Annotated in this window: 16 protein-coding genes and 1 tRNA gene; 9 read left to right on the forward strand and 8 right to left on the reverse strand. The window is 65.1% G+C overall.

All coding sequences use genetic code 11. The features are described 5' to 3' along the window. The first annotated feature begins 3 nt into the window (after nucleotides 1–3). The gene (locus tag JQ616_RS32005; RefSeq protein ID WP_212021738.1) at nucleotides 4–1,308 is read left to right on the forward strand and encodes an acyl-CoA dehydrogenase family protein; all 1,305 of its coding nucleotides are present in this window, start codon (nucleotides 4–6) and stop codon (nucleotides 1,306–1,308) included. A 295-nt stretch (nucleotides 1,309–1,603) separates the two neighbouring features. Here JQ616_RS32005 and JQ616_RS32010 read toward each other — a convergent pair. Further along, a tRNA-Ile gene (locus JQ616_RS32010) sits at nucleotides 1,604–1,679 on the reverse strand. A 112-nt stretch (nucleotides 1,680–1,791) separates the two neighbouring features. Next, a complete protein-coding gene (locus tag JQ616_RS32015) occupies nucleotides 1,792–2,760 on the reverse strand; it encodes a Bug family tripartite tricarboxylate transporter substrate binding protein (protein ID WP_433996021.1) in 969 nt (322 codons plus the stop codon). A 132-nt stretch (nucleotides 2,761–2,892) separates the two neighbouring features. On the opposite strand from JQ616_RS32015, the gene JQ616_RS32020 reads away from it, so the two are divergent. Continuing rightward, nucleotides 2,893–3,861, forward strand: a complete 969-nt coding sequence (locus tag JQ616_RS32020) for a TAXI family TRAP transporter solute-binding subunit (protein WP_212021749.1) — start codon at nucleotides 2,893–2,895, stop codon at nucleotides 3,859–3,861. 69 nt (nucleotides 3,862–3,930) lie between these two features. Here JQ616_RS32020 and JQ616_RS32025 read toward each other — a convergent pair whose 3' ends face one another. After that, a complete protein-coding gene (locus tag JQ616_RS32025) occupies nucleotides 3,931–5,142 on the reverse strand; it encodes an ABC transporter substrate-binding protein (RefSeq protein ID WP_433996022.1) in 1,212 nt (403 codons plus the stop codon). A gap of 183 nt (nucleotides 5,143–5,325) precedes the next feature. Between JQ616_RS32025 and JQ616_RS32030 the strand changes: the two genes are divergently transcribed. Beyond that, nucleotides 5,326–6,435: a molybdopterin-binding protein gene (locus JQ616_RS32030; protein WP_212021751.1), complete on the forward strand. Its 1,110-nt coding sequence runs from the start codon at nucleotides 5,326–5,328 to the stop codon at nucleotides 6,433–6,435. Nucleotides 6,436–6,444: 9 nt separating this feature from the next. Continuing rightward, entirely contained in the window at nucleotides 6,445–8,394 is a 1,950-nt protein-coding gene (locus JQ616_RS32035) for a molybdopterin biosynthesis protein (protein WP_212021753.1), read from the forward strand. Between the two features lie 261 nt (nucleotides 8,395–8,655). On the opposite strand, the gene JQ616_RS32040 is transcribed toward JQ616_RS32035, so the two are convergent. Together JQ616_RS32040 and JQ616_RS32045 are read right to left on the reverse strand one after the other, a co-directional pair. Further along, complete coding sequence (locus tag JQ616_RS32040) at nucleotides 8,656–11,217, reverse strand: fused MFS/spermidine synthase (RefSeq protein ID WP_212021755.1); 2,562 nt, start codon at nucleotides 11,215–11,217, stop codon at nucleotides 8,656–8,658. Nucleotides 11,218–11,389: 172 nt separating this feature from the next. Beyond that, the gene (locus JQ616_RS32045) at nucleotides 11,390–11,701 is read right to left on the reverse strand and encodes a hypothetical protein (RefSeq protein ID WP_212021757.1); all 312 of its coding nucleotides are present in this window, start codon (nucleotides 11,699–11,701) and stop codon (nucleotides 11,390–11,392) included. A 172-nt stretch (nucleotides 11,702–11,873) separates the two neighbouring features. On the opposite strand from JQ616_RS32045, the gene mobB reads away from it, so the two are divergent. The 4 genes from mobB (at nucleotide 11,874) to JQ616_RS32065 (ending at nucleotide 15,062) form a co-directional block, all read left to right on the forward strand. Next, on the forward strand, nucleotides 11,874–12,401 hold the full coding sequence (gene mobB / locus JQ616_RS32050) for a molybdopterin-guanine dinucleotide biosynthesis protein B (RefSeq protein ID WP_212021759.1): 528 nt from the start codon (nucleotides 11,874–11,876) through the stop codon (nucleotides 12,399–12,401). A 47-nt stretch (nucleotides 12,402–12,448) separates the two neighbouring features. Further along, complete coding sequence (locus JQ616_RS32055) at nucleotides 12,449–12,718, forward strand: sulfurtransferase TusA family protein (RefSeq protein ID WP_212021761.1); 270 nt, start codon at nucleotides 12,449–12,451, stop codon at nucleotides 12,716–12,718. 322 nt (nucleotides 12,719–13,040) lie between these two features. Further along, a complete protein-coding gene (locus tag JQ616_RS32060) occupies nucleotides 13,041–14,693 on the forward strand; it encodes an OFA family MFS transporter (protein WP_212021763.1) in 1,653 nt (550 codons plus the stop codon). A gap of 90 nt (nucleotides 14,694–14,783) precedes the next feature. Further along, complete coding sequence (locus tag JQ616_RS32065; RefSeq protein WP_212021765.1) at nucleotides 14,784–15,062, forward strand: hypothetical protein; 279 nt, start codon at nucleotides 14,784–14,786, stop codon at nucleotides 15,060–15,062. A gap of 319 nt (nucleotides 15,063–15,381) precedes the next feature. On the opposite strand, the gene lon is transcribed toward JQ616_RS32065, so the two are convergent. The 3 genes from lon to corA form a co-directional block, all read right to left on the reverse strand. After that, the gene (gene lon, locus JQ616_RS32070; RefSeq protein WP_212021767.1) at nucleotides 15,382–17,760 is read right to left on the reverse strand and encodes an endopeptidase La; all 2,379 of its coding nucleotides are present in this window, start codon (nucleotides 17,758–17,760) and stop codon (nucleotides 15,382–15,384) included. A gap of 12 nt (nucleotides 17,761–17,772) precedes the next feature. Then, on the reverse strand, nucleotides 17,773–18,180 hold the full coding sequence (locus JQ616_RS32075) for an Hsp20/alpha crystallin family protein (protein ID WP_212021769.1): 408 nt from the start codon (nucleotides 18,178–18,180) through the stop codon (nucleotides 17,773–17,775). Nucleotides 18,181–18,359: 179 nt separating this feature from the next. Then, on the reverse strand, nucleotides 18,360–19,376 hold the full coding sequence (corA, locus tag JQ616_RS32080; RefSeq protein ID WP_212021771.1) for a magnesium/cobalt transporter CorA: 1,017 nt from the start codon (nucleotides 19,374–19,376) through the stop codon (nucleotides 18,360–18,362). Between the two features lie 260 nt (nucleotides 19,377–19,636). Between corA and JQ616_RS32085 the strand changes: the two genes are divergently transcribed. Then, entirely contained in the window at nucleotides 19,637–19,912 is a 276-nt protein-coding gene (locus JQ616_RS32085) for a hypothetical protein (protein ID WP_212021773.1), read from the forward strand. The last annotated feature ends 1 nt before the right edge of the window (nucleotide 19,913 follow it).

The following is a 19,913-nucleotide window of genomic DNA, read 5'->3' on the forward strand; positions in this document are numbered from 1 at the left end:
TACGTGGATATCACCCAAAGCGAACGCAGCCTTGAACTGGCCGAGCGCATCCAGCGCTTTATGATGGAGCACATCTATCCGAATGAGCACCGATACTATCAGGAGGCGGAACGCCTCGGGCCCTGGGCCGTGCATCCGGTTGTCGAGGAGCTGAAGCCGCTCGCCCAACGCGCCGGCTTGTGGAACCTGTTTCTGCCGGCTCACGAGGACGGGCTGACGAATCTCGAATATGCGCCGCTGTGTGAAATCATGGGGCGCTCGCATCTTGCTCCCGAGGTCTTCAACTGCAGTGCGCCGGACACCGGCAACATGGAGACGATCCTGCGCTATGGTACGGAGGCGCAGAAGGAGCGCTGGCTGAAGCCGTTGCTCGCGGGCGAAATTCGTTCTTCGTTCGCGATGACCGAGCCCGACGTTGCCTCGTCGGACGCGACCAATGTCGCCAGCCTGATCGTGCGTGACGGCGGCGATTACGTGATCAACGGCCGCAAGTGGTACACGACCGGTGCCACCGATCCGCGGTGCAAGATCATCATCTTCATGGGGCAGACCGATCCGGCACACCCTGACCGTCACAAGCGCCAATCGATGATTCTTGTGCCGAAAGATACACCGGGCGTGCACGTTGTCCGTTCGCTGCCGGTGCTCGGATTTTACGGCGTGCCGGATCGTGCATCCGAGGTGATGTTCACCAATGTGCGCGTGCCCGCCACCAACATGCTGCTTGGCGAAGGGCGTGGATTTGAGATCGCGCAGGGACGGCTTGGGCCTGGACGCATCCATCATTGCATGCGGTTGATCGGTCTTTCCGAGCGCGTGCTCGAGCGCATGTGCCGGCGAGCGCTAAAACGTGTTGCTTTCGGCAAGCCTCTCGCCGAGCAAACGGTTACGCTTGAGCGCTTGGCCGAAGCGCGCATGAAGATCGAGCAGGCCCGCCTGCTGACTCTCAGAGCGGCTTATATGATGGATACGGTCGGCAACAAGGCCGCGCGGCAGGAAATCGCGATGATCAAGGTCGTCGCGCCAAACATGGCGCAGACGATTGTTGACTGGGCAATACAGGTTTTCGGTGGGGGTGGAACCAACAACGACCATTTCCTTTCTGCGGCGCTCGCTACGACCCGCTTGCTGCGGCTAGCCGACGGACCCGACGAAGTCCACCGCAACCAGATAGGCAAGCTCGAGTTGCACCGCTGGCTCAATTCCGATCCTGCACGGACCGGCGGCGGAGCCGATCCGATGTCCCCGGAAGAGTCTGAATCATGGTCCGAGGGAGGCCTGTGGCCACCTCCCAAGGGTCGATCCTAAGGTTCGGAAGGTGAGGGGTCTTGGTGACCGTGTGTCGAGTCCTGCCGGGTCTACGTGCATTTGCCGCAAGCCAACAGCGCGGTGTTGGAAACCCCAATCTTCCCGATTTGAGTTTCTTCGCCGCGATGAAGCGGCGAGCGACCGCCAGCAATTAACTCGTTAGCCCTCGCTCAGTTTGGCTAATGGCGGGCGGAGCGCAAGCGACCCACGAACGAAAGGAGGACGTATCTGGTGCGGTTTCTGGTGCGGCAGCCGCGCTGGCGGCAACCAGGATCCTGCAAGGTATTGAACTCATTGGTGGGCCCGGCAGGACTCGAACCTGCAACCAGACCGTTATGAGCGGCCGGCTCTAACCATTGAGCTACAGGCCCCGCCGCCTTGCAGGCCGCATGGCGCGGCCGGCAACGGTGCGGGCTCCGTTTACAGGCTGCGTCGGGTTTCGGCAATGCCGCCCCCGACCGGCCCGTGGCGGCCATCCACGCCTCAATCAACCGAGACGCCGGCGAACTCGACGACCTTGCGCCATTTCTCGGTCTCGTCGGCCACCAGCTTGCCGAATTCGGCCGGGGTCATCGGCTTCGGGATGCCGCCGACCTCGGCGAGGCGCGCCACCAGCTTGGGGTCCTTCAGCGCTTCGCCGACCGCCTTGTTGAGGATCTCGATGACCTCTGGTGGCGTGCCCTTCGGCGCCGAGATGCCGTAGAAGCCGACCGCCTCGAAGCCCGGCACGGTCTCGGCGATCGCGGGCACATCGGGCACACCCGGCCAGCGCTGCGGCGAGGTGACGCCGAGCGCGCGGACGCTGCCGCCGCGCGACTGCTCCAGCGCCGACGGCAGATTGTCGAAGATCAGCTGCACCTTGTTGGAGATGATGTCGGGGAACGCGATCGCCGATCCGCGATACGGCACGTGCTGCATGTCGCACTTGGTCATCGCCTTGAACAATTCGGCCGACATGTGCACCGAGGTGCCGTTGCCGGACGAGGCGTAGGCGATCTTGCCCGGGTTGGCCTTGCAGTAGTCGATGAACTCCTGAACCGTCTTCACCGGCATCGCATTCGACACCACCAGCATGTTGGTGAGCTGCATGATGCTGGCGACCGGCGTGGTGTCGCGCAGGAAGTCGTAGGGCAGCTTCTTGTAGAGCGAAGTCGAGATCGCGTTGTTGGGCGCGACGAACAGCAGCGTGTAGCCGTCGGCCTGCGAGTTGATCGCTGCGGCGGCGGCGATGTTGCCGCCGGAGCCGGCGCGGTTTTCGACCACGAATTGCTGGCCGAGATGATCCGACAGCCACTGGCTCATGATGCGGGCGACGATGTCGACCGGGCCGCCTGCCGCAAAGCCGATCAGCCAGCGCACCGGACGGTTCGGATAGTCGGCGGCGGAGGAGGGGGCAATCGAAGCAATGCAACACATCAAACCAAGCAATGCAGCACGTGCGAACCGGAACATCGTCTCTCCCGTCATTTTCTTGTGACTGTTGCCGTCATCGTTTCACAAAACGCTCGCTTTGCCTACGACGTCGCCCGTGCGACGATAGTCGCGCTCACGTGCAATGCTTGAGGCCAAGGCTTGAGGCTCGAAATGAAATTCGCTGTTATGATTTGCGCCGGCACGCTGCTGCTCGCGGGCAGCGCGGCGGCGCAAGAGGGGGGCAGGACCATTTCCAAAACCACGATCAGTTTCGCCACGGCGACGCCGGGTGGCGGCTTTCCGCTCTATGGCAATGCGCTTGCCGAGGTGATGAACGCAGCCGATCCGACGCTGTCGATCGAGCCGCGCAACACCAAGGGCTCGAACGAGAACATCCCGCTGCTCGAGGCCGGCAGCGTCGACATCGCAACCGTTGCGGGCGAGCCGTCCTACGAGGCCTTCATGGGCATCGGTCGGCCGAAGGCAACCAAGCTGAAGATCCTGACTGCGATGTATTCGAGCCCGGGCATGTTCGTGGTCCGCGCCGACAGCCCCTACAAGACGATCCAGGACCTGGTCGGCAAGCCGGTGGCGTTCGGTGCCAAGGGCTCCGGCCTGCCGATCCTGTCGCGCTACATTCTCGACGGCATCGGGCTGAAGCAGGACGAGGACTTCAAGTCGATCTATCTCGATCGCGCCGGCGACGGCCCTGCGATGGTCGAGGACGGCCGCGCGGCTGCGCTGTGGGGTGCCGGCATCGGCTGGCCCGGCTTCAGCAAGATGGCCGAGAGCGCGAGCGGTGCGCGCTTCATTGCGCCGACCGCCGACGAGATCGCGCGGATCCGCTCCAAGCACACCTTCCTGAAGCCGCTGACGATCGCAGCCGGCAGCTATCCGAAGCAGACTGCGGCGATTAGCTCGGTCGGCTCCTGGAGCTATATCCTGGTGCGCGAAACCTTGCCCGACGATATCGCCTATCGGCTGGCCAAGACGCTGCACGGCGTCGAGGCGGAGTTCTGCAAGAAGCTCGCCCAGGCCTGCGAGACCACGGCAGCAAACACCGTCGCCGCCGCGCCTGACATCAATCTGATCCACCCCGGCGTGCTCAGATATTACCGCGAGATCGGGGTGACCAAATAGAATTGCCAATGGTGCAGGACGAGTAGCGAACGACAACATCCGTTCGCTACTCGCCGCCACGCTACGCAGTCACTTCTTCACCATCGGGCACGCCGGATCCGGCGGGCCGAATGCGTCCTCGCCGGAGATTTTGGCGAGAATCTTGTAATAGTCCCACGGATATTTCGACTCGGCCGGGGTCTTGACTTGGACCAGCCAGAGATCGTGCACCATCAGATTGTCCTCGCGCAGTCTGCCGTTGCGGGCGAAGAAATCCTCGACCGGCTTCTCGCGCATCTTGGCCGCGACCTTGAGCGGATCGTCGGTGCCGCTGTCCTTGATCGCATTCAGATAGGCGGTCACCGAGGAGTAGACGCCGGCCTGCCACATCGTCGGCATCCGGTTCATCTTGGCGAAATATCGCTTCGACCATTCCCGCGTCTTGTCGTCCATGTCCCAGTAGAACGAGGTGGTCAGCAACAGGCCCTGCGCGGCCGACAGCCCGATCGAGTGGATGTCGGTGATCAGCGCCAGCAGCGCCGCCATCTGCTGGCCGCCGGCGAACACGCCGAATTCGGCGGCGGTCTTGATCTCGTTGGTGTTGTTGGGCGGTCCGCCGGCGATGCCGATGATCTTGGCCTTCGAGGCCTGCGCCTGCAGGATGAAGGACGACAAATCGGGCGTCGCGAACGGAGGCCGCACCGCGCCGAGCACCTTGCCGCCGTTCTTGGTCACGATCGCGGAGGCATCCTTCTCCAGCGAATGGCCGAACGCGTAATCGTCGGTGATGAAGAACCAGCTGTCGCCGCCACGCTTCACCACCTCCTGCGCGGTGCCGACCGCGAGCGCGCGGGTGTCGAACACCCACTGTATCGCGTAGGGCGAGCAGAACTTGCCGTGGAAATCGGTCGCGCCGGTCGAGTGCGTGATGAACAGCTTCTTCTTCTCGTTGGCGATGTTCTGCACCGCGAGGCCGACCGCCGAGACCGGCACGTCGACGATGAGGTCGACCTGATCGACGTCATACCAGCGCCGCGCAATGGTCGCGCCGATGTCGGGCTTGAGCTGGTGATCGCCGACGATCACCGAGATCGGCTTGCCGAGCACCTTGCCGCCGAAATCGTCGACCGCCATCTGCGCGGCGGTCACCGAGCCCTGTCCGGTCGGCGTCGAGGCCGGGCCGTTCATGTCGGTCAGCACACCGATCTTGACGATGTCGTCGGATACCTGCGCCGATACGGCCGAGGAGGCCAGCAGCGCGGCTGCGAGCGTCCCGAACATGGCTAGTCTGGTGGCGTTCATTCTGTCTCCCTCCTGAACTGGCGCATTGGCCATTATGGTTGTCCCGGGTCTCTGGAACCCGGTTATATTGGTTTCTTTTGCAACTAATTTGGGGTCCGCGTCAACGCGCCATCGGTCTAATGCAGGTGCCCCGGCACGGCCCAAGCCGGTTTCTTTCGGGGCCGATTCAGTCCATAGCGGGCCATGGTCACCGCCAAGCGCCTCCCGGCTTCGCTCACCCCGCTCGATGCGGCGCTGGCCGCCGTGCTGCGCGACCTCGCCCCTGTCCAGCCGGTGGAGCTGCCGCCGGCCGACGCGCTGCACTGCGTTGCGGCCGAGATGCCGGCCTTGCGTGCCTATCCGCCGCAGGATGTCGCGGTCGGCGACGGCTGGGCGATGCGCGCCAACGATCTGGTCGGCGCGTCGTCCTATGCGCCGCTGCCGCTCGCTGCGCTCCCGGTCTGGGTGGCGGCAGGTGCCACGATGCCCGACGGCACCGACTGCGTGGTCGACGCCGATGCGGTCGATACCTCCGGCCCGCTTGCGCAGGCGATTGCCGAGGCCATCCCGGGGCAGGGTGTCCGGCGTGCCGGCAGCGATATTCCGATCGGGCGTACTATGGTCGCAGCGGGAGAGCCGCTGCTGCCGCGCGGTTTGCTGCTCGCGCGTGCTGCCGGGCTGGAGCTGCTGCATGTGCGCCGGCCTCGACTGCGCATGATCAACATCTGCAACGGTCAGCTGACCGCGCAATCGATCGCTGACACTGCGCGGCTTGCGGGCGCTGCGGTGGTTTGCACCGAGGCGGCGCCGGATGTGGCGGCGATCGCAAATGCGCTCGATACCGCCGGCTGCGATCTGATCGTTACGATCGGTGGCACCGGCGTCGGTCACACCGATGCGGCGGTGAATGCGCTGGCAACGCGCGGGACGCTGATTGCGCATGGCATTGCCCTGCAACCCGGACGCACCATGGCGGTCGGCCGGATCGATGCGACGCCGGTCATCGCCTTACCGGGCGCGCCGGATCAGGCCTTCGCGGCCTGGTGGGCGGTCGCGCTTCCCCTGCTCGACCGCCTGTCGGGCCGGCAGCCGCGCAAGACACTGGCGCTGCCGCTGGAACGCAAGATCGCCTCCGGCGTCGGTATGGCGGAGGTGGTGCTGCTGTCGCGTCAGCAAGGCCACTGGGCTGTGCTTGCGATCGGCGACCTGTCGCTCGACGCCATCGCGCGGGCCGAAGCCCTGCTGATCGTGCCCGGCGCCGCGGAAGGCTTCGCTGCGGGCAGGGTCGTCGATGCCTATATGTTGCGGGAGTGAGTTCCCGAGATGACCCAACCGTTCACGCCGAAGCCGAACCCATCCGTCGAGCAGGACCAGTTCCTGACCATCCTGTCGCGCGAGGAGGCGATCGCGCGCTTCGAGGCGGCGCTGTTCCCGCGGCAATTACCGTCGGAGATACGGCGGCTCGCCGATGCGCTCGGCCGTGCGCTGGCGGCGGACGTGGTGGCGCCGATCGACGTGCCGCCATTCGATCGCTCGAATGTCGACGGCTTTGCGGTGCGCTCAGCCGATCTCGCACGCGCGGGCGAGGGTGGACCGGTGCGGCTCGTGCTGAACGGCGAGACCATTTCGTGCGGCACCGCGCCGGCCCTGCCGGTGCTGCCGGGCACCGCGACCGTGATCGCGACCGGCGGCCCGGTGCCGCGCGGCGCGGATGCGATCGTGATGGTCGAGCACACCCAACCCGCTGCCACCGGCGCCATTGAGGTCCGCCGCGCGGCGTCGCCTGGGCAATTCGTGTCCTATGCCGGCTCCGACATTGCGCGCGGCGAGGCGCTGCTGCGCGCGGGAACGATCATCGGCTCGCGCGAGATCGGCATGCTCGCGGCCTGCGGCATCGCCGAGGTTCAGGTGACGCGCCGTCCGCGCGTTGCGATCCTCTCCACCGGCGACGAGCTGGTGCAGCCGGGTGAGACGCTGCGACCGGCGGCGATCTACGACACCAATGGTGCGATCGTCACCGCGGCGATCGCCGAGAACGGCGGCGACGCGTCCTTCCTCGGCGCGATCGCGGACAATGAGGTGATGCTCGAAGCCGCGATGCGCAAGGCGCTGGCGGACAGCGACATGCTGGTGCTGTCGGGTGGCACCTCGAAAGGCGCGGGCGACGTCTCGCACCGGATCATCGCAAAACTCGGCAAGCCCGGCATCATCGCGCATGGTGTGGCGCTGAAGCCGGGCAAGCCGCTGTGTCTTGCGGTCTGCGACGGCAAGCCGGTGGTGATCCTGCCGGGCTTTCCGACCTCGGCGATGTTCACCTTCCACGACATGATCGTGCCGGTGCTGCGGCGGATGGCCGGCCTGCCGCCGCGCCCGGATGCGAGGGTGATGGCGAAGGTGCCGGTGCGGATCGCGTCCGAGCTCGGCCGCACCGAGTTCGTGATGGTGTCGCTGGTCGAAGGCGCCGACGGCCTGATCGCCTATCCGAGCGGCAAGGGTTCGGGCGCGATCACCTCGTTCGCGCAGGCCGATGGCTTCCTGAAGATCGAGGCGCTGGCCGATCAGTTGCCGGCCGGCAGCGAGACCGAGGTGACGCTGCTCACGCCGCATGTGCGGGTGCCCGATCTCGTCATCGTTGGCAGCCATTGCACTGGGCTCGATCTCGTCACCACACCGTTGGCGCATGCCGGCCTCGTGGTGCGTTCGATCGCGGTCGGTAGTCTCGGCGGACTCGCCGCCGCCAAGCGTGGCGAATGCGATCTCGCCCCGATCCATCTGTTCGACGACAAGACCGAGACCTACAACACGCCGTATCTGGCCGACGGTCTCGAACTGGTGCCGGGCTGGCGGCGCATGCAGGGCATCGTGTTCCGCAAGGACGACACGCGCTTCGCCGGCCTGAGCGCGGAGGAAGCGGTGCGCGCCGCGCTCGCCGATCCCGCCTGCATCATGGTCAACCGCAACCAGGGCGCCGGCACCCGCATCCTGATCGATCGCCTGCTGGCAGGCAGTCGTCCCGATGGATACTGGAATCAGCCGCGCTCGCACAATGCGGTTGCGGCCGCGGTGGCGCAGCATCGCGCCGACTGGGGCATGACGATTGCGCCGGTCGCGCACGTCTCCGGGCTCGGCTTCATTCCGCTTGCCGAAGAGCATTACGACTTCGCGCTGGTAACCGCGCGCAAGCAACGGCCCGCGGTACAGGCCTTTCTCGAAGCGCTGGCATCGGAGGAGAGACGGGCTGCGTTGGTAGCGGCGGGGTTCAGGCCGGCGTAGTGGCGCGCCTCGCAGACTCACTCATGGCGCATCAACAATCACCATTGTCGTCCCGGCGAAAGCCGGGACCCATACTCCGCGGCGGTCGTTGTTGAAGGGACTCGTCATTCCAGCTCGTTCAGCAATTGCGTTTGGTGGTTATGGGTCCCGGCTTTTGCCGGGACGACACCGAATGTGTTGCGCAGCCGATGGGCCAAACATCCGCAATTCTCCCGACACCAATCGTCCGAGCTCCGAGCAGCTCCGCCCGACTCTGCCTGATCACTCGTGCAGCTTGCGGTCCAGGAAGCCGACATAGGAATTGTCGGGGTCGAGCTTGACGGCGAGGCGAAGCGCGGCGCGGGCGGCGGAGGCGTCGCCGTCAGCGGTGGCCTTGTGCTCATCCAGGATCGCATTGGCGACGGTGCGCGCGGTGTCGAGGCGGGCCTCGTCGATGCGCGTGCCGGCGAGATAGGCTTCCACCGGCTCGCGGAGGCGCTTCAATTCGTCGACGCTGATCGGGCTCAGCGGATACCAGTTGTAGTATTCGAGCCGCGGCCGATCATCGGTCAGGGTCGGCACATCGCCGACAAAGGCCGCGAGCTTTGCATCGGCGGCGATGAATGTCGCCAGAAAATCCTCGGGCTCGCCCAGGCCGTTTGCGGCCAGGTCGTCAGCCACACCGGGTTTCGACATGCGCATCGCGAGCGTGCGCGGATCAATCTGCAAGGGTTCGTCGGAGGCGATGGCGACGCCTTCCATTCTGGACGGCAGCCACAGCGAGACATGCTTGAACTGGCCCATCATGGCCTTGAGGATCATCTTCGGAAGAATGCCGCGGTTGAAATCCAGTGGCACCCATTGCGCGAGCACGGCGCCGGGACGCATCCGCTGCTTCGCCAGCGCATAGAATTCTTCGGTATAGAGGTTGATGACGCCGGCGTCATGCGGCGGCGGCGGCTCGAGGGTGATGACGTCGAAGCTCTCTTTGGTCCCGAGCAGGAAGTGGCGCCCGTCCGCGACGATCTGATGGACCTTCGGGTTCTGATAGAACTGCTTGTTGATCGGCACGAAGTGCGGCGCGACTTCGAAAACCGTTGAAGCCAGATCGACCGCGTCGATGGATTGCAATTCCTGGTGGGTGCTAACCGCGCCCACCGTGGTTCCGGTCCCGATGCAAATCACGACCGCGGTTTCGACCGGGCCCTGGTGCAGCAGGATGGGATAGTGGCCCATCGCGGCCATGTAGCGCCGGCCCTCGGGGCGGTTGTTGGCATAGCTCTTCGAATTCACCACCAGCTGCTGATAGGTGCCCGCCGCCTTCTCGCGATACTCGACCACCGCGAATGTGGCCTGCTTGGTTTCGCGCAATTCGAGGACATCGCCGCCCTCGATCGCCGTCAGCATCCGCTCCAGATAATGCGGGGTGAGCAGCAGCAGCGATGCGGCGATGACGCTGGCGGCGATCGCGCCTTGCCGCCACAGGCTGTGTTGTTTCAGAAGATCTCCCTGCGACAGGGTCGTCGCGACAAACAGCAGCACGTTCAGGACAATCAGCGCGGTGAGCGCGCCCTGGCTGCCCAGATAGGGGATCAGGAGAAACCCCGCCGCCAGCGAGCCCAGCACGCCGCCGATCGTGTTCAAGGCGTAGAGCGTGCCGATCCTGCGGCCGAGTGCGCTCATCTGCATCACGGTCAGTTCGCTGGCCAGCGGAAAACTGATGCCGATTAGCGTGGTCGGCAGCAGCAGGGCAACGGCGCAGGTCAGGAAAAATGGAACGTCACCGCCCAGCAGCTCCTGGGCCTGAACCGGCATGAGGCTCGACACGATCGGAGACAGCGCTACGCCGACGGTGCGCGCCTTGCCGAGGATTGCGACGGTCAGCGTGGCCGTAACCGCGATCAAGAGCTGCGTGACGGCGAAGTATCGCAGCAACTGATCCTTGCGCGGGGCGAGCAGCCGCGCGCAGATCAGAGCGCCGATCACCAGCCCCAACAGGTAGACGCCGAGCATCCCTGAGAATGCGTAGACACTCGAGGTGCTGACATTGGTCAGGAAGCGGAACCAGACCACTTCATAGGCGATCGAGGCAAAACCGGAGCATGCGAAGATTGCGATCAGGATCGACGTCCCGTCATGGGCCGGCGCGGCGGTTGGCACCGGCGCGGTTGCCGTGACCGCAACGATCGGGCTTGCGCTGCGCGCAACCAGCAGGGCCACGGCACCGACGCAGAGATAGAGCGCCGCCGCAACCAGGCTCGATCCCGTGATGCCGCACAGGCCCATCAGGACGAAGCCGACGGTCAGGGTGCCAATGGCGGCGCCCAGGGTGTTGAACCCGTAGAGCAGGCCGATGCGGTTGGCCAAATCGGTTTGCGTCCGGGTCAGGAATTTCACCAGGAACGGTAGGGTCGCGCCCATCAACATCGTCGGCAGCGACAGGATGGCGAGCGACAGCGCGACCATCAGAGGCAACCGGAATGGTGACTCCAGGTCGAGCATCGGCGACAGCCAGCCCACCCATGTCGACCAATGCGACAGCAACGCCGTCACAGCCAAGGAAACGACTGCGAGGGCAAGCTCGAGAACCCCGTAGATCGTCAGCGGGCGGCTGACGGTGTCGGCGATCCGGCCGCCGAGGGCGCTGCCCAGGGAGAGACCGAAGAAGAAGCTCGCCACCGTGACGCTGACCGAGACGGTCGCGCTGCCCAGCACGAATTGCAGTTGCTTGAACCAGAGCACCTGAAGGATCAGGGATGCCGCGCCCGATGCCAAAAAGATCGCGGTGACCAGGACTCGGTTCCTGGCGCCTATGGCGTCTCGCACAGTATCACGATTGAGCACTGGTCGGATCTCCCGTTGACCGGGAGAACAGGTAAGGCAGATGCTGTTAATATTGCCTTATGAGACGGCGGTGGGAGCCGCCGAATAACCCATTTATCTCATTGGGATATCTGGATTTGGGCGGGGTTTGAGCCCGCCGGCACCGGATCATGGCCGATGACGGCGATCCCGCTCAGTGCCGCATCGCGGTTTCGACGAACTGCCGCACCGAACTCGGGACTTCGTCGTATTCGACGAAACGGCGCCGCAGCTCGTCGGCAATATCGGTCGTGACGTCGCGCGACCATCCCTCGCTGGTATTGAAGGCCACGATACGGACCGGATGGCTGTACTGGTCATCCAGCAGGCGGCGGATCAGCGTTTTCCGGTCGGAGCCTTCCTCTTCGGTTTCGCACCAGGCACGGCCAAGCCGGCCAAAATCGTTCAGCACCAGATAGGTGTCGTGGTCGACTTGCTGCGGCACGATCGAAGGCGAGCGAGGCATAGATGGTCCTCCGGTGCGCCACATTATCGTGTTCCGGCCGTTCCGCGCATTGGAAACTTCGAGGTATATCCGCTGGATAGCCGGTTGGCGTCATCCTCCGGCGAGGCTGGCATGACACGGCCTCAAGGCTGATATAAGCAGCGTTGGACGCTAAGTGGCTTCGGAGACACGGATGAAAGTGATTGGCCTCGCGGGATGGAGCGGTGCCGGCAAGACCACCCTGCTGTCGCGGGTGATCCCCCATCTGCTCGGCCGGGGCTTGCGGGTTTCCGTGATCAAGCACGCCCATCACGAATTCGATGTCGACGTGCCCGGCAAGGATTCCTGGGTGCACCGGCAGTCCGGCGCGACCGAGGTGCTGGTGTCCTCGACGCGACGCTGGGCGCTGATGCACGAGCTGCGCGGCGCTCATGAGCCGCGGCTGCCTGAACTGCTCGCCAAGATGGCGCAGGTCGATCTCGTCGTGGTCGAGGGCTTCAAGCGCGAGCCAGTCAACAAGATCGAGGTGTATCGCGCCGCCAATGGCAAGCCACTGCTGTTTCCCGATGACCCGCGCGTGGTCGGGATTGCCAGCGACGTCGCGATCGAGACCGCGCTGCCGGTCGTGCATCTCGACGATATCGAGGACGTCGCCGAATTGATGCTGCGCGCCGCGATCCCGATCGACGATGTGCGCGCGTCGGCGCCCGCCGAAAGCTGAACAGGTGGCGCGTTGACGATGCATGACGGCTTCGCCATGGTCGAACCATGACAACGACCAAGCTCGATCTCACCGGTCTGAAATGCCCGCTGCCCGCGCTGAAGACACGCAAGGCGCTCAGGGGCGTGACGGCGGGAGATTTCCTCGAAGTGCACTGCACCGATCCGCTTTCGGTGATCGATATCCCGGCGCTGATCCAGGAGACCGGCGACAAGGTCGAGATCACCGAACGTAGCGACGTCCGGATCGTTTTCCTGATCGAGAAGATCAATGGAGCGATAGATAATTCAAATGCTGCATCGCCGCGTACAGGCTAGATGCAGCTGAATATCTACCTTTTGCCTATCGACACCTATTTCCCCTTCTGCGCGAATTGATAATCTCCGCCGGGTTGTGCAGGTGGAGCTGTGCCCTGACGTGGGCACGTGGACGGACAAGAGCCGGCCTGCGTCCTGACCGGGCTGCACGGCTAGGCATATCCGTTCGTATTGGGGGTTAACATTTCCGGAATGCGCGTGGTTGGTCCCGGCGCATCGAGGGAATGTGCGGAGCAGCCGGGTTTTCGGTTGCCGCAAGGGCTGAGACGGGATCGAAGACGCAGATGCGCCTGATGTAACGGCGGCTGCAGGGGAGGTTGCAATGACAACGATGAGCAGCGCCGGACGCGTGTCCGCGGAGGGCGCAGGTTTCCTCGACAAGGAACACACGATCGCGACCGCCGGCTTCAACCGCTGGCTGGTGCCGCCGGCGGCGCTGTGCATCCATCTGTGCATCGGCATGGCCTACGGCTTCTCGGTGTTCTGGCTGCCGCTGTCGCGCGCGATCGGGCTGACCGCGCCGAAGGCGTGCCCCGATATCTCGCTGATGCAGGAGTTGTTCACGACGACTTGCGACTGGAAGGTCGCGAGCCTCGGCTGGATGTTCACGCTGTTCTTCGTGGTGCTCGGCGTCGCCGCCGCGGTGTGGGGCGGCTGGCTCGAGAAGGTCGGGCCGCGCAAGGCCGGCTTCGTCGCCGCGCTGTGCTGGTGCGGCGGCCTCGTGCTCGGCGCGATCGGTATCTACTTTCATCAGCTGTGGCTGATGTGGCTCGGCTCCGGCGTGGTCGGCGGCATCGGGCTCGGCCTTGGCTACATCTCGCCGGTGTCGACGCTGGTGAAATGGTTCCCCGACCGTCGCGGCATGGCGACCGGCATGGCGATCATGGGCTTCGGCGGCGGCGCGATGATCGGTGCGCCGCTCGCCGACAAGCTGATGACCTACTTCAAGACCCCGACCTCGGTCGGCGTCTGGGAAACCTTCCTCACCATGGCGGTGATCTATTTCGTGTTCATGATGATCGGTGCCTTCCGCTATCGCCTGCCGCCGGCTGGTTGGCAGCCCGACGGCTGGACGCCGCCGTCCAAGACCAACGCGATGATCTCGACCAAGAACGTGCATCTCGACAACGCGCACAAGACGCCGCAATTCTGGCTGATCTGGTGGGTGCTGTGCTTGAACGTGTCGGCGGGTATCGGCGTGATCGGCATGGCCTCGCCGATGTTGCAGGAAATCTTCGCCGGCAAGCTGATCGGGCTGCCCAACGTTCCCTTCAACGGGCTCGATGCAACGCAGAAGGCGCAGATCGCGGCGATCGCCGCCGGCTTCGCCGGACTGCTGTCGCTGTTCAACATCGGCGGCCGCTTCTTCTGGGCGTCGCTGTCGGACAAGATCGGCCGCAAGAACACCTACTATACGTTCTTCGTGCTCGGCATCGTGCTCTACGCATTGGCGCCGACCTTCGCCGTGATGGGCTCGAAGCTCTTGTTCGTGCTCGGCTTCGGTATCATTCTGTCAATGTATGGTGGCGGCTTCTCCACCGTGCCGGCCTATCTCGCCGACATGTTCGGCACCCAGTTCGTCGGCGCGATCCATGGCCGGCTGCTGACGGCGTGGTCGACCGCGGGCATCATCGGTCCCGTGGTGGTGAACTACATCCGTGAATTCCAGCTCGCCGCCGGCGTGCCGCGCGACCAGCTCTACAACACGACGATGTACATCCTGTGTGCCATGCTGATTGCCGGCTTCATCTGCAACTACATGATCAAGCCGGTTGATCCGAAGTGGCATATGAGCGACGCCGAAGTCGCCAAACTGCAGGAGGCGACGGCGACTGCCGGCGCCGGAGCGACTGGGTCGTTCGGCATCGGCAAGGGCGGTCTCGACGGCAGGGCGGCGCTGTTCTGGCTGTTCGTCGGCATTCCGCTGGCCTGGGGCATCTACATGACCTTGCTGAGTGCGGTCAAAATCCTCTGATCGCGACTATTGTCGCCGCGGGTTGCCGATTCTCCGGTGCCCGCGGCGTTCGCACTATTCAATGAACAGTTATGGAATTGGGGGATTTCAATGTTTCGCACCCGGATTTGCCTTGCCGCTGCGCTGCTCGCCGTAGGTCTTCATGCCGCGTCGGCCCAGACCGCGGCGCCGGCCGCACCTGCGCCGGCTGCCACCACGACAGCCAAGCCGTCGAAGATCAAGCTGACGATGGCGAAATTGAAGGCCATGAAGGAGCAGTGGCGCGCCAACAAGCCCAAGCTCAAGGCCTGCCGCAAAGAGGTGAAGCAGAAGGGACTGACCGGTGACGACCGCTGGTTCTATATCTCGGACTGCATGGCCAAGAACTGAGCGAACCGCTCCGGCGTGAATGCGCTTAGCGTTAAGTTGAGAGCGCACGCTGTGCGGCACCCCTCTCCCTAACCCTCCCCCGCAAGGGGGGAGGGAACCCTTCCGCCGATGGCTCCCTTACATTTCCGCCGCCGAGACCGTCCAAATTAGTTGGTGCTCGTAGCGCGGACCGTTCGGCTATTCAAACATCGTCGGCGCTTCTTGCGCGACGTGAGGTGAGCAAGCTGATCAGGCTCCCTCCCCCCTTGCGGGGGAGGGTTGGGGAGAGGGGTGAGCCCCGAGTGAGATCGATCGATGCGGAGCATACGCCCGCCGCCGCTCACTCCGCCGCCGCAGGCGTCGCCTTGGCGGGCTCCAGCGCGGCGGCGATCGCCTCGTCGACGCGTTCGAGCCAGATGAACTCGAGCTTGGCGCGGGCGCCGGCGGGGATGTCGTCATAGTCGCGCTTGTTGCGCGCGGGCAGCATCACCCGGGTCAGCCCCGCGGCCGCGGCGGCGACTACCTTCTCCTTGATGCCGCCGACCGGCAGCACCAGGCCACGCAGCGAGATTTCACCGGTCATCGCGGTGTCGCTGCGCACGGTGCGGTCGGTCAGGAGCGAGGTGAGGGCGGTGAACATCGCAACGCCTGCGCTCGGGCCGTCCTTCGGCGTAGCGCCGGCGGGAACGTGGACGTGGATGTCGCTCTTCTCGAACACGGCGGGGTCGATGCCGAGCTGCGCGGCACGGCTTTTGACCAGCGTCATCGCGGCCTGCACGCTTTCGCGCATGACGTCGCCGAGCTGTCCGGTGATCATCAGCGCGCCGCGGCCCGGCGTGCGTGAGGCCTCGATGAACAGGATGTCGCCGCCGACCGGGGTCCAGGCGAGGCCGGTGGCGACGCCGGGGATGCTGGTGCGCTGCGCGATCTCGTTCTCGAAGCGCGGCTGGCCGAGCAGCGCCACGATATCCTTTGGCGCGATGGTGACGTGGCTGGTGCTGCCCTCGGCGATCTGCACCGCGACGTTGCGCAGCACCTTGCCGATCTCGCGCTCCAGATTGCGGACGCCGGCCTCGCGGGTATAGCTCTTGATGATCAGCCGCAGCGCGTCCGGATCGATCTCGACCTGCTCGGCCTTGATGCCGTTGGCCTCGAGCTGGCGGCGCACCAGGTAGCGCTTGGCGATCTCGAGCTTCTCGTCCTCGGTGTAGCCGGGGAGGCTGATCAGCTCCATGCGATCCAGCAGCGGGCCCGGCACGCCGTCGAGCATGTTGGCGGTCGCGATGAATACGACGCGCGACAGGTCGAACGGCACGCCGAGATAATTGTCGCGGAAGGTGCCGTTCTGCTCGGGGTCGAGCACCTCGAGCATCGCGGCCGACGGATCGCCCTGGACGCCGCGGCCCATCTTGTCGATCTCGTCCAGCATCATCACGCAATTGCGCGCGCCGGCCTTCTTGATCGCCTGGATGATGTTGCCGGGTAGCGCGCCGATATAGGTGCGGCGGTGGCCGCGGATCTCGGCCTCGTCATGCACGCCACCGAGCGAGACCCGCACGAACGGCCGCGACATCGCGCGCGCGATCGATTGGCCGAGCGAGGTCTTGCCGACACCGGGGGGACCCAAGAAGCAGAGGATCGGCGCCTTGCCGCCGGGCGCGAGCTTGCGCACCGCGAGATATTCGATGATGCGGCTCTTGATCTTCTCCAGGCCGTAATGGTCCTGGTCGAGGATCTTGCGCGCCTCGGCGATGTCGATCGGCTTCTCCTCGGGAATGCTCCAGGGCAGGTCGATCAGCCAGTCGAGATAGCTGCGCACCATGCCGGCTTCGGCCGCGGCCTCCGGCATCCTCTCATAGCGGCGCAATTCCTTCTGCGCCTGGCTCTCGGCCTCCGGCGGCATCTTGGCGTCCGCGATCGCCTTGGTCAGCTCGGCGACCTCTGCGGCCTTGCCGTCGCCTTCGCCGAGCTGGCGCTGGATGGTCGCCATCTGCTCGCGCAGGATCGCCTCGCGCTGCCGCTCGTCGAACACCGCCTTGGTCTTCTGTCCGATCTCCTGGCTCAGCCGCAGCACCTCGATGCGCTCGGCCAGATGCCGCGACACCTTGTCCATCCGCGCCACGAGGTCGATGGTCTCGAGGATGTCCTGCTTCTCCGCCGGCTTGATGTCCATGTAGGAGGTCGCAAGGTCGGCCAGCGTCGCCGGCGACGTCGTGCCCTGCAGCGCGGCGATCAATTCGGGCGGCGTCTGTGGCAGCAATTGCGCGGCCTCCAGCGCCTGGCGCTGCAGATTGAGGAAGCGCGCCTCGATCTCGGGCGAGGTGGTGGTCGGCTCCGGGATCTGCAGCACGCGCGCGGCGAGGAACGGGGTGCCGGGCAGATAGTCGAGCACGCGCATGCGCTGCACGCCCTGGCAGACCAGATGGTGGGTGTCGTCGGCGCCGGTGATGTAGCGCACGATGTTGGCGACGGTGCCCACACGATACAGGCCGTCCGGGCCAGGATCGTTCGTTTCGGGATCGCGTTGCAGCAGGATGCCGATCGGTCGCTGCTCGCGCACCGCCTGCTGGGCGGCGGCAATCGAGGTCGCACGCGCGATCGTGATCGGGATGATGACGTCCGGAAACAGCACGGTGTTGCGGACAGGGACGATGATCATCGCATCGCTGGGGATCGGCGCCGAAGTCGATGCCGGGCTTGAAACGTCTGAAGCGGCCATGGCGAAATCCCCTCAGCTCGATTTTCCGAGCCGCAGGCCGACGCAACCATGCGCGGCAAAGCGGCTGATGGTGTAGCGGCCGGTCGGCAGCGCGATGCGCCGCTCGAAGCGGCCTTGCGGCAGTTCGAGGCGCAGGATGCGGGCGTTGCGGAGCTCGGCGGGCAAAGTGCGACGGCCGCTGATCACAAGCGTGCCGCCGTCGAGCGCGGCCTCGACCTCGTCGGGATCGACCCCAGGCAGCGCGACCAGGATCAGGATCTCCTGCTCGGTCTCGATCACGTCCATTGGCGGTTCCCAGCTCGGCTCGCTGCTGCCCGCGCGCGGGTGGATGTTCAGGAAGCTCTGGTGCAGCCGTTCCGCCCGGGCGAGCGCCTCGATCGCGTCTGTCAGCATCCAGTTGATCGGATCCTTAGGGCCCATGGGCACTCTCCACGTCGCATTGGGAGGCGAGGTTACCGGTCTTGCCGCCGACCGTAAACCGGCCCCTCGCGCCGCCGGTCGAAGGTAGGATTGTCCGAAATCTCGTGGCTTGCGGCATGGCCGCGATGCGCCGCCACGTTCGGCGCCGGATCAGAAGGGCGCGATATTCTGATCGCGGCCTAAAGCCAGCCGGAACGCCTGAACCGCCAGAACAGCCCGCCGCATGCGAGCAGCATCAGGCCCATCACGACGAAATAGCTGTATTCCCATTGCAGCTCCGGGATGTACTTGAAATTCATGCCGTAGATGCCGGCAACCGCGGTCGGCACGGCAACGATCGCAAGCCATGAGGCGAGCTTCTTGGAGATCGCCGTTTCCTGCGCCTGACCGACCAGCAGGCTTGCTTCGAAGGCAAAGGCGAGCACCTCACGCAGTGAGTCGATCCGCTCCTGGATGGTGCGGACGTGGTCGGTGACGTCGCGGAACAGCGGGCGCATGGTGGCGCGCACCATCGGCAGGTCGTCGCGCTCGAGCCGGCGGCAGACCTCCACCAGCGGCCCGACCGCGTTGCGCAGCCGCAGCAGGTCACGCCGCAGCAGGTACAGCCGCTCGATCTGCGCCCGCGTCATCGCGCTCGCCAGCACCTCCGCCTCCATCGCCTCGACCTCGTCCTGGATCGTCTCGAGCACCGGGGAGTAGTTGTCGACGATGAAATCGAGGATGGCATAGAGGATGTAGTCCTCGCCTCGGGCAAGCGCGCGCGGACAGCTCTCGCAGCGCTCGCGGACCGGCGTGTAGGACGTCGAGGCGCCGTGCCGCACCGAGACGATGTAGCCCTCGCCGACGAACAGATGCGTCTCGCCAAACGCGATGCTCTCGCCTTCGAGCTGCGCGGTTCGCGCCACGATGAAAAGCGCATCGCCGTATTGCTCGATCTTCGGCCGCTGATGCGCGTGATCGGCGTCTTCGATCGCGAGGTCGTGCAGCTGGAATTGCCGCTGCAGGCTGCTCAGCAGCGTCATGTCGGGCTCGTGCAGGCCGATCCACACCACGTGATCCGGCTTGGTGCGCCAGCTCGCGGCCTCATCGATCGCGATATTGGCGATGCGCCGTCCCTCGACATAGACGCCTGCCGCGATCACGCCATCGGAGGGGACCGGCCCGGCAGTTGCGGCAGTTGGCGATACGAGGTTCATGGTCGCTACCCTCGGCTATCGAACCCGCTTGACGCGATTGGCTGCCAAAAGGCTAGCACTGAATGCGCGTTGGTCAACACGGGCTGTGGCGTTGCGCTCCGGCCCGGGCCAGCCGGCGCGGCCGATCCCCACGCGCGGTTCACCGTCTTTATGCGGCTCCTATGCCGCACCGCGGCGCGTCCTCTCGAATTCCTACGGCCTACCCAGCATCTTCTGGCGTGATGCGGTGCGTTCGCGCGCCGCCAACAGGAAGGTGGGACATGACCTTGCTCCATGTACACGATGTCCGGCCGCATGGCTCGGCCGGAGCCATCCGTCCCGTACTGAAGCGGACGATTCGCCGGATCGGCGCCGCGTTCAGGACGCTTCACCGCGCCATCGCGGCTGCCAAGATCCACCGGCTGCGCAACGAGCTGCTGCTGCATCGCGGGCATGAGGATTGGGCGCTGATCCATCTCGATGCCGGCATGTACGGCGGCGATGCCGAAAGATATCCGCGGGCACCGGTCGTGCTCGGCGAGAAGTGGGATTACTGAG

Origin of the sequence: Bradyrhizobium tropiciagri (assembly GCF_018130545.1) — a bacterium.
In the GTDB taxonomy this organism is placed as follows: domain Bacteria; phylum Pseudomonadota; class Alphaproteobacteria; order Rhizobiales; family Xanthobacteraceae; genus Bradyrhizobium; species Bradyrhizobium tropiciagri_A.

Coding starts and splice junctions, on each gene's coding strand:
- JQ616_RS32075 (WP_212021769.1), bottom strand. CDS start 18,180: ATGGGCCCTAAGGATCCGATCAACTGGATGCTGACAGACGCGATCGAG.
- JQ616_RS32060 (WP_212021763.1), top strand. CDS start 13,041: ATGACAACGATGAGCAGCGCCGGACGCGTGTCCGCGGAGGGCGCAGGT.
- JQ616_RS32085 (WP_212021773.1), top strand. CDS start 19,637: ATGACCTTGCTCCATGTACACGATGTCCGGCCGCATGGCTCGGCCGGA.
- JQ616_RS32035 (WP_212021753.1), top strand. CDS start 6,445: ATGACCCAACCGTTCACGCCGAAGCCGAACCCATCCGTCGAGCAGGAC.
- JQ616_RS32015 (WP_433996021.1), bottom strand. CDS start 2,760: ATGTTCCGGTTCGCACGTGCTGCATTGCTTGGTTTGATGTGTTGCATT.
- JQ616_RS32045 (WP_212021757.1), bottom strand. CDS start 11,701: ATGCCTCGCTCGCCTTCGATCGTGCCGCAGCAAGTCGACCACGACACC.
- JQ616_RS32020 (WP_212021749.1), top strand. CDS start 2,893: ATGAAATTCGCTGTTATGATTTGCGCCGGCACGCTGCTGCTCGCGGGC.
- mobB (WP_212021759.1), top strand. CDS start 11,874: ATGAAAGTGATTGGCCTCGCGGGATGGAGCGGTGCCGGCAAGACCACC.
- JQ616_RS32025 (WP_433996022.1), bottom strand. CDS start 5,142: ATGAACGCCACCAGACTAGCCATGTTCGGGACGCTCGCAGCCGCGCTG.
- JQ616_RS32065 (WP_212021765.1), top strand. CDS start 14,784: ATGTTTCGCACCCGGATTTGCCTTGCCGCTGCGCTGCTCGCCGTAGGT.
- lon (WP_212021767.1), bottom strand. CDS start 17,760: ATGGCCGCTTCAGACGTTTCAAGCCCGGCATCGACTTCGGCGCCGATC.
- corA (WP_212021771.1), bottom strand. CDS start 19,376: ATGAACCTCGTATCGCCAACTGCCGCAACTGCCGGGCCGGTCCCCTCC.
- JQ616_RS32030 (WP_212021751.1), top strand. CDS start 5,326: ATGGTCACCGCCAAGCGCCTCCCGGCTTCGCTCACCCCGCTCGATGCG.
- JQ616_RS32055 (WP_212021761.1), top strand. CDS start 12,449: ATGACAACGACCAAGCTCGATCTCACCGGTCTGAAATGCCCGCTGCCC.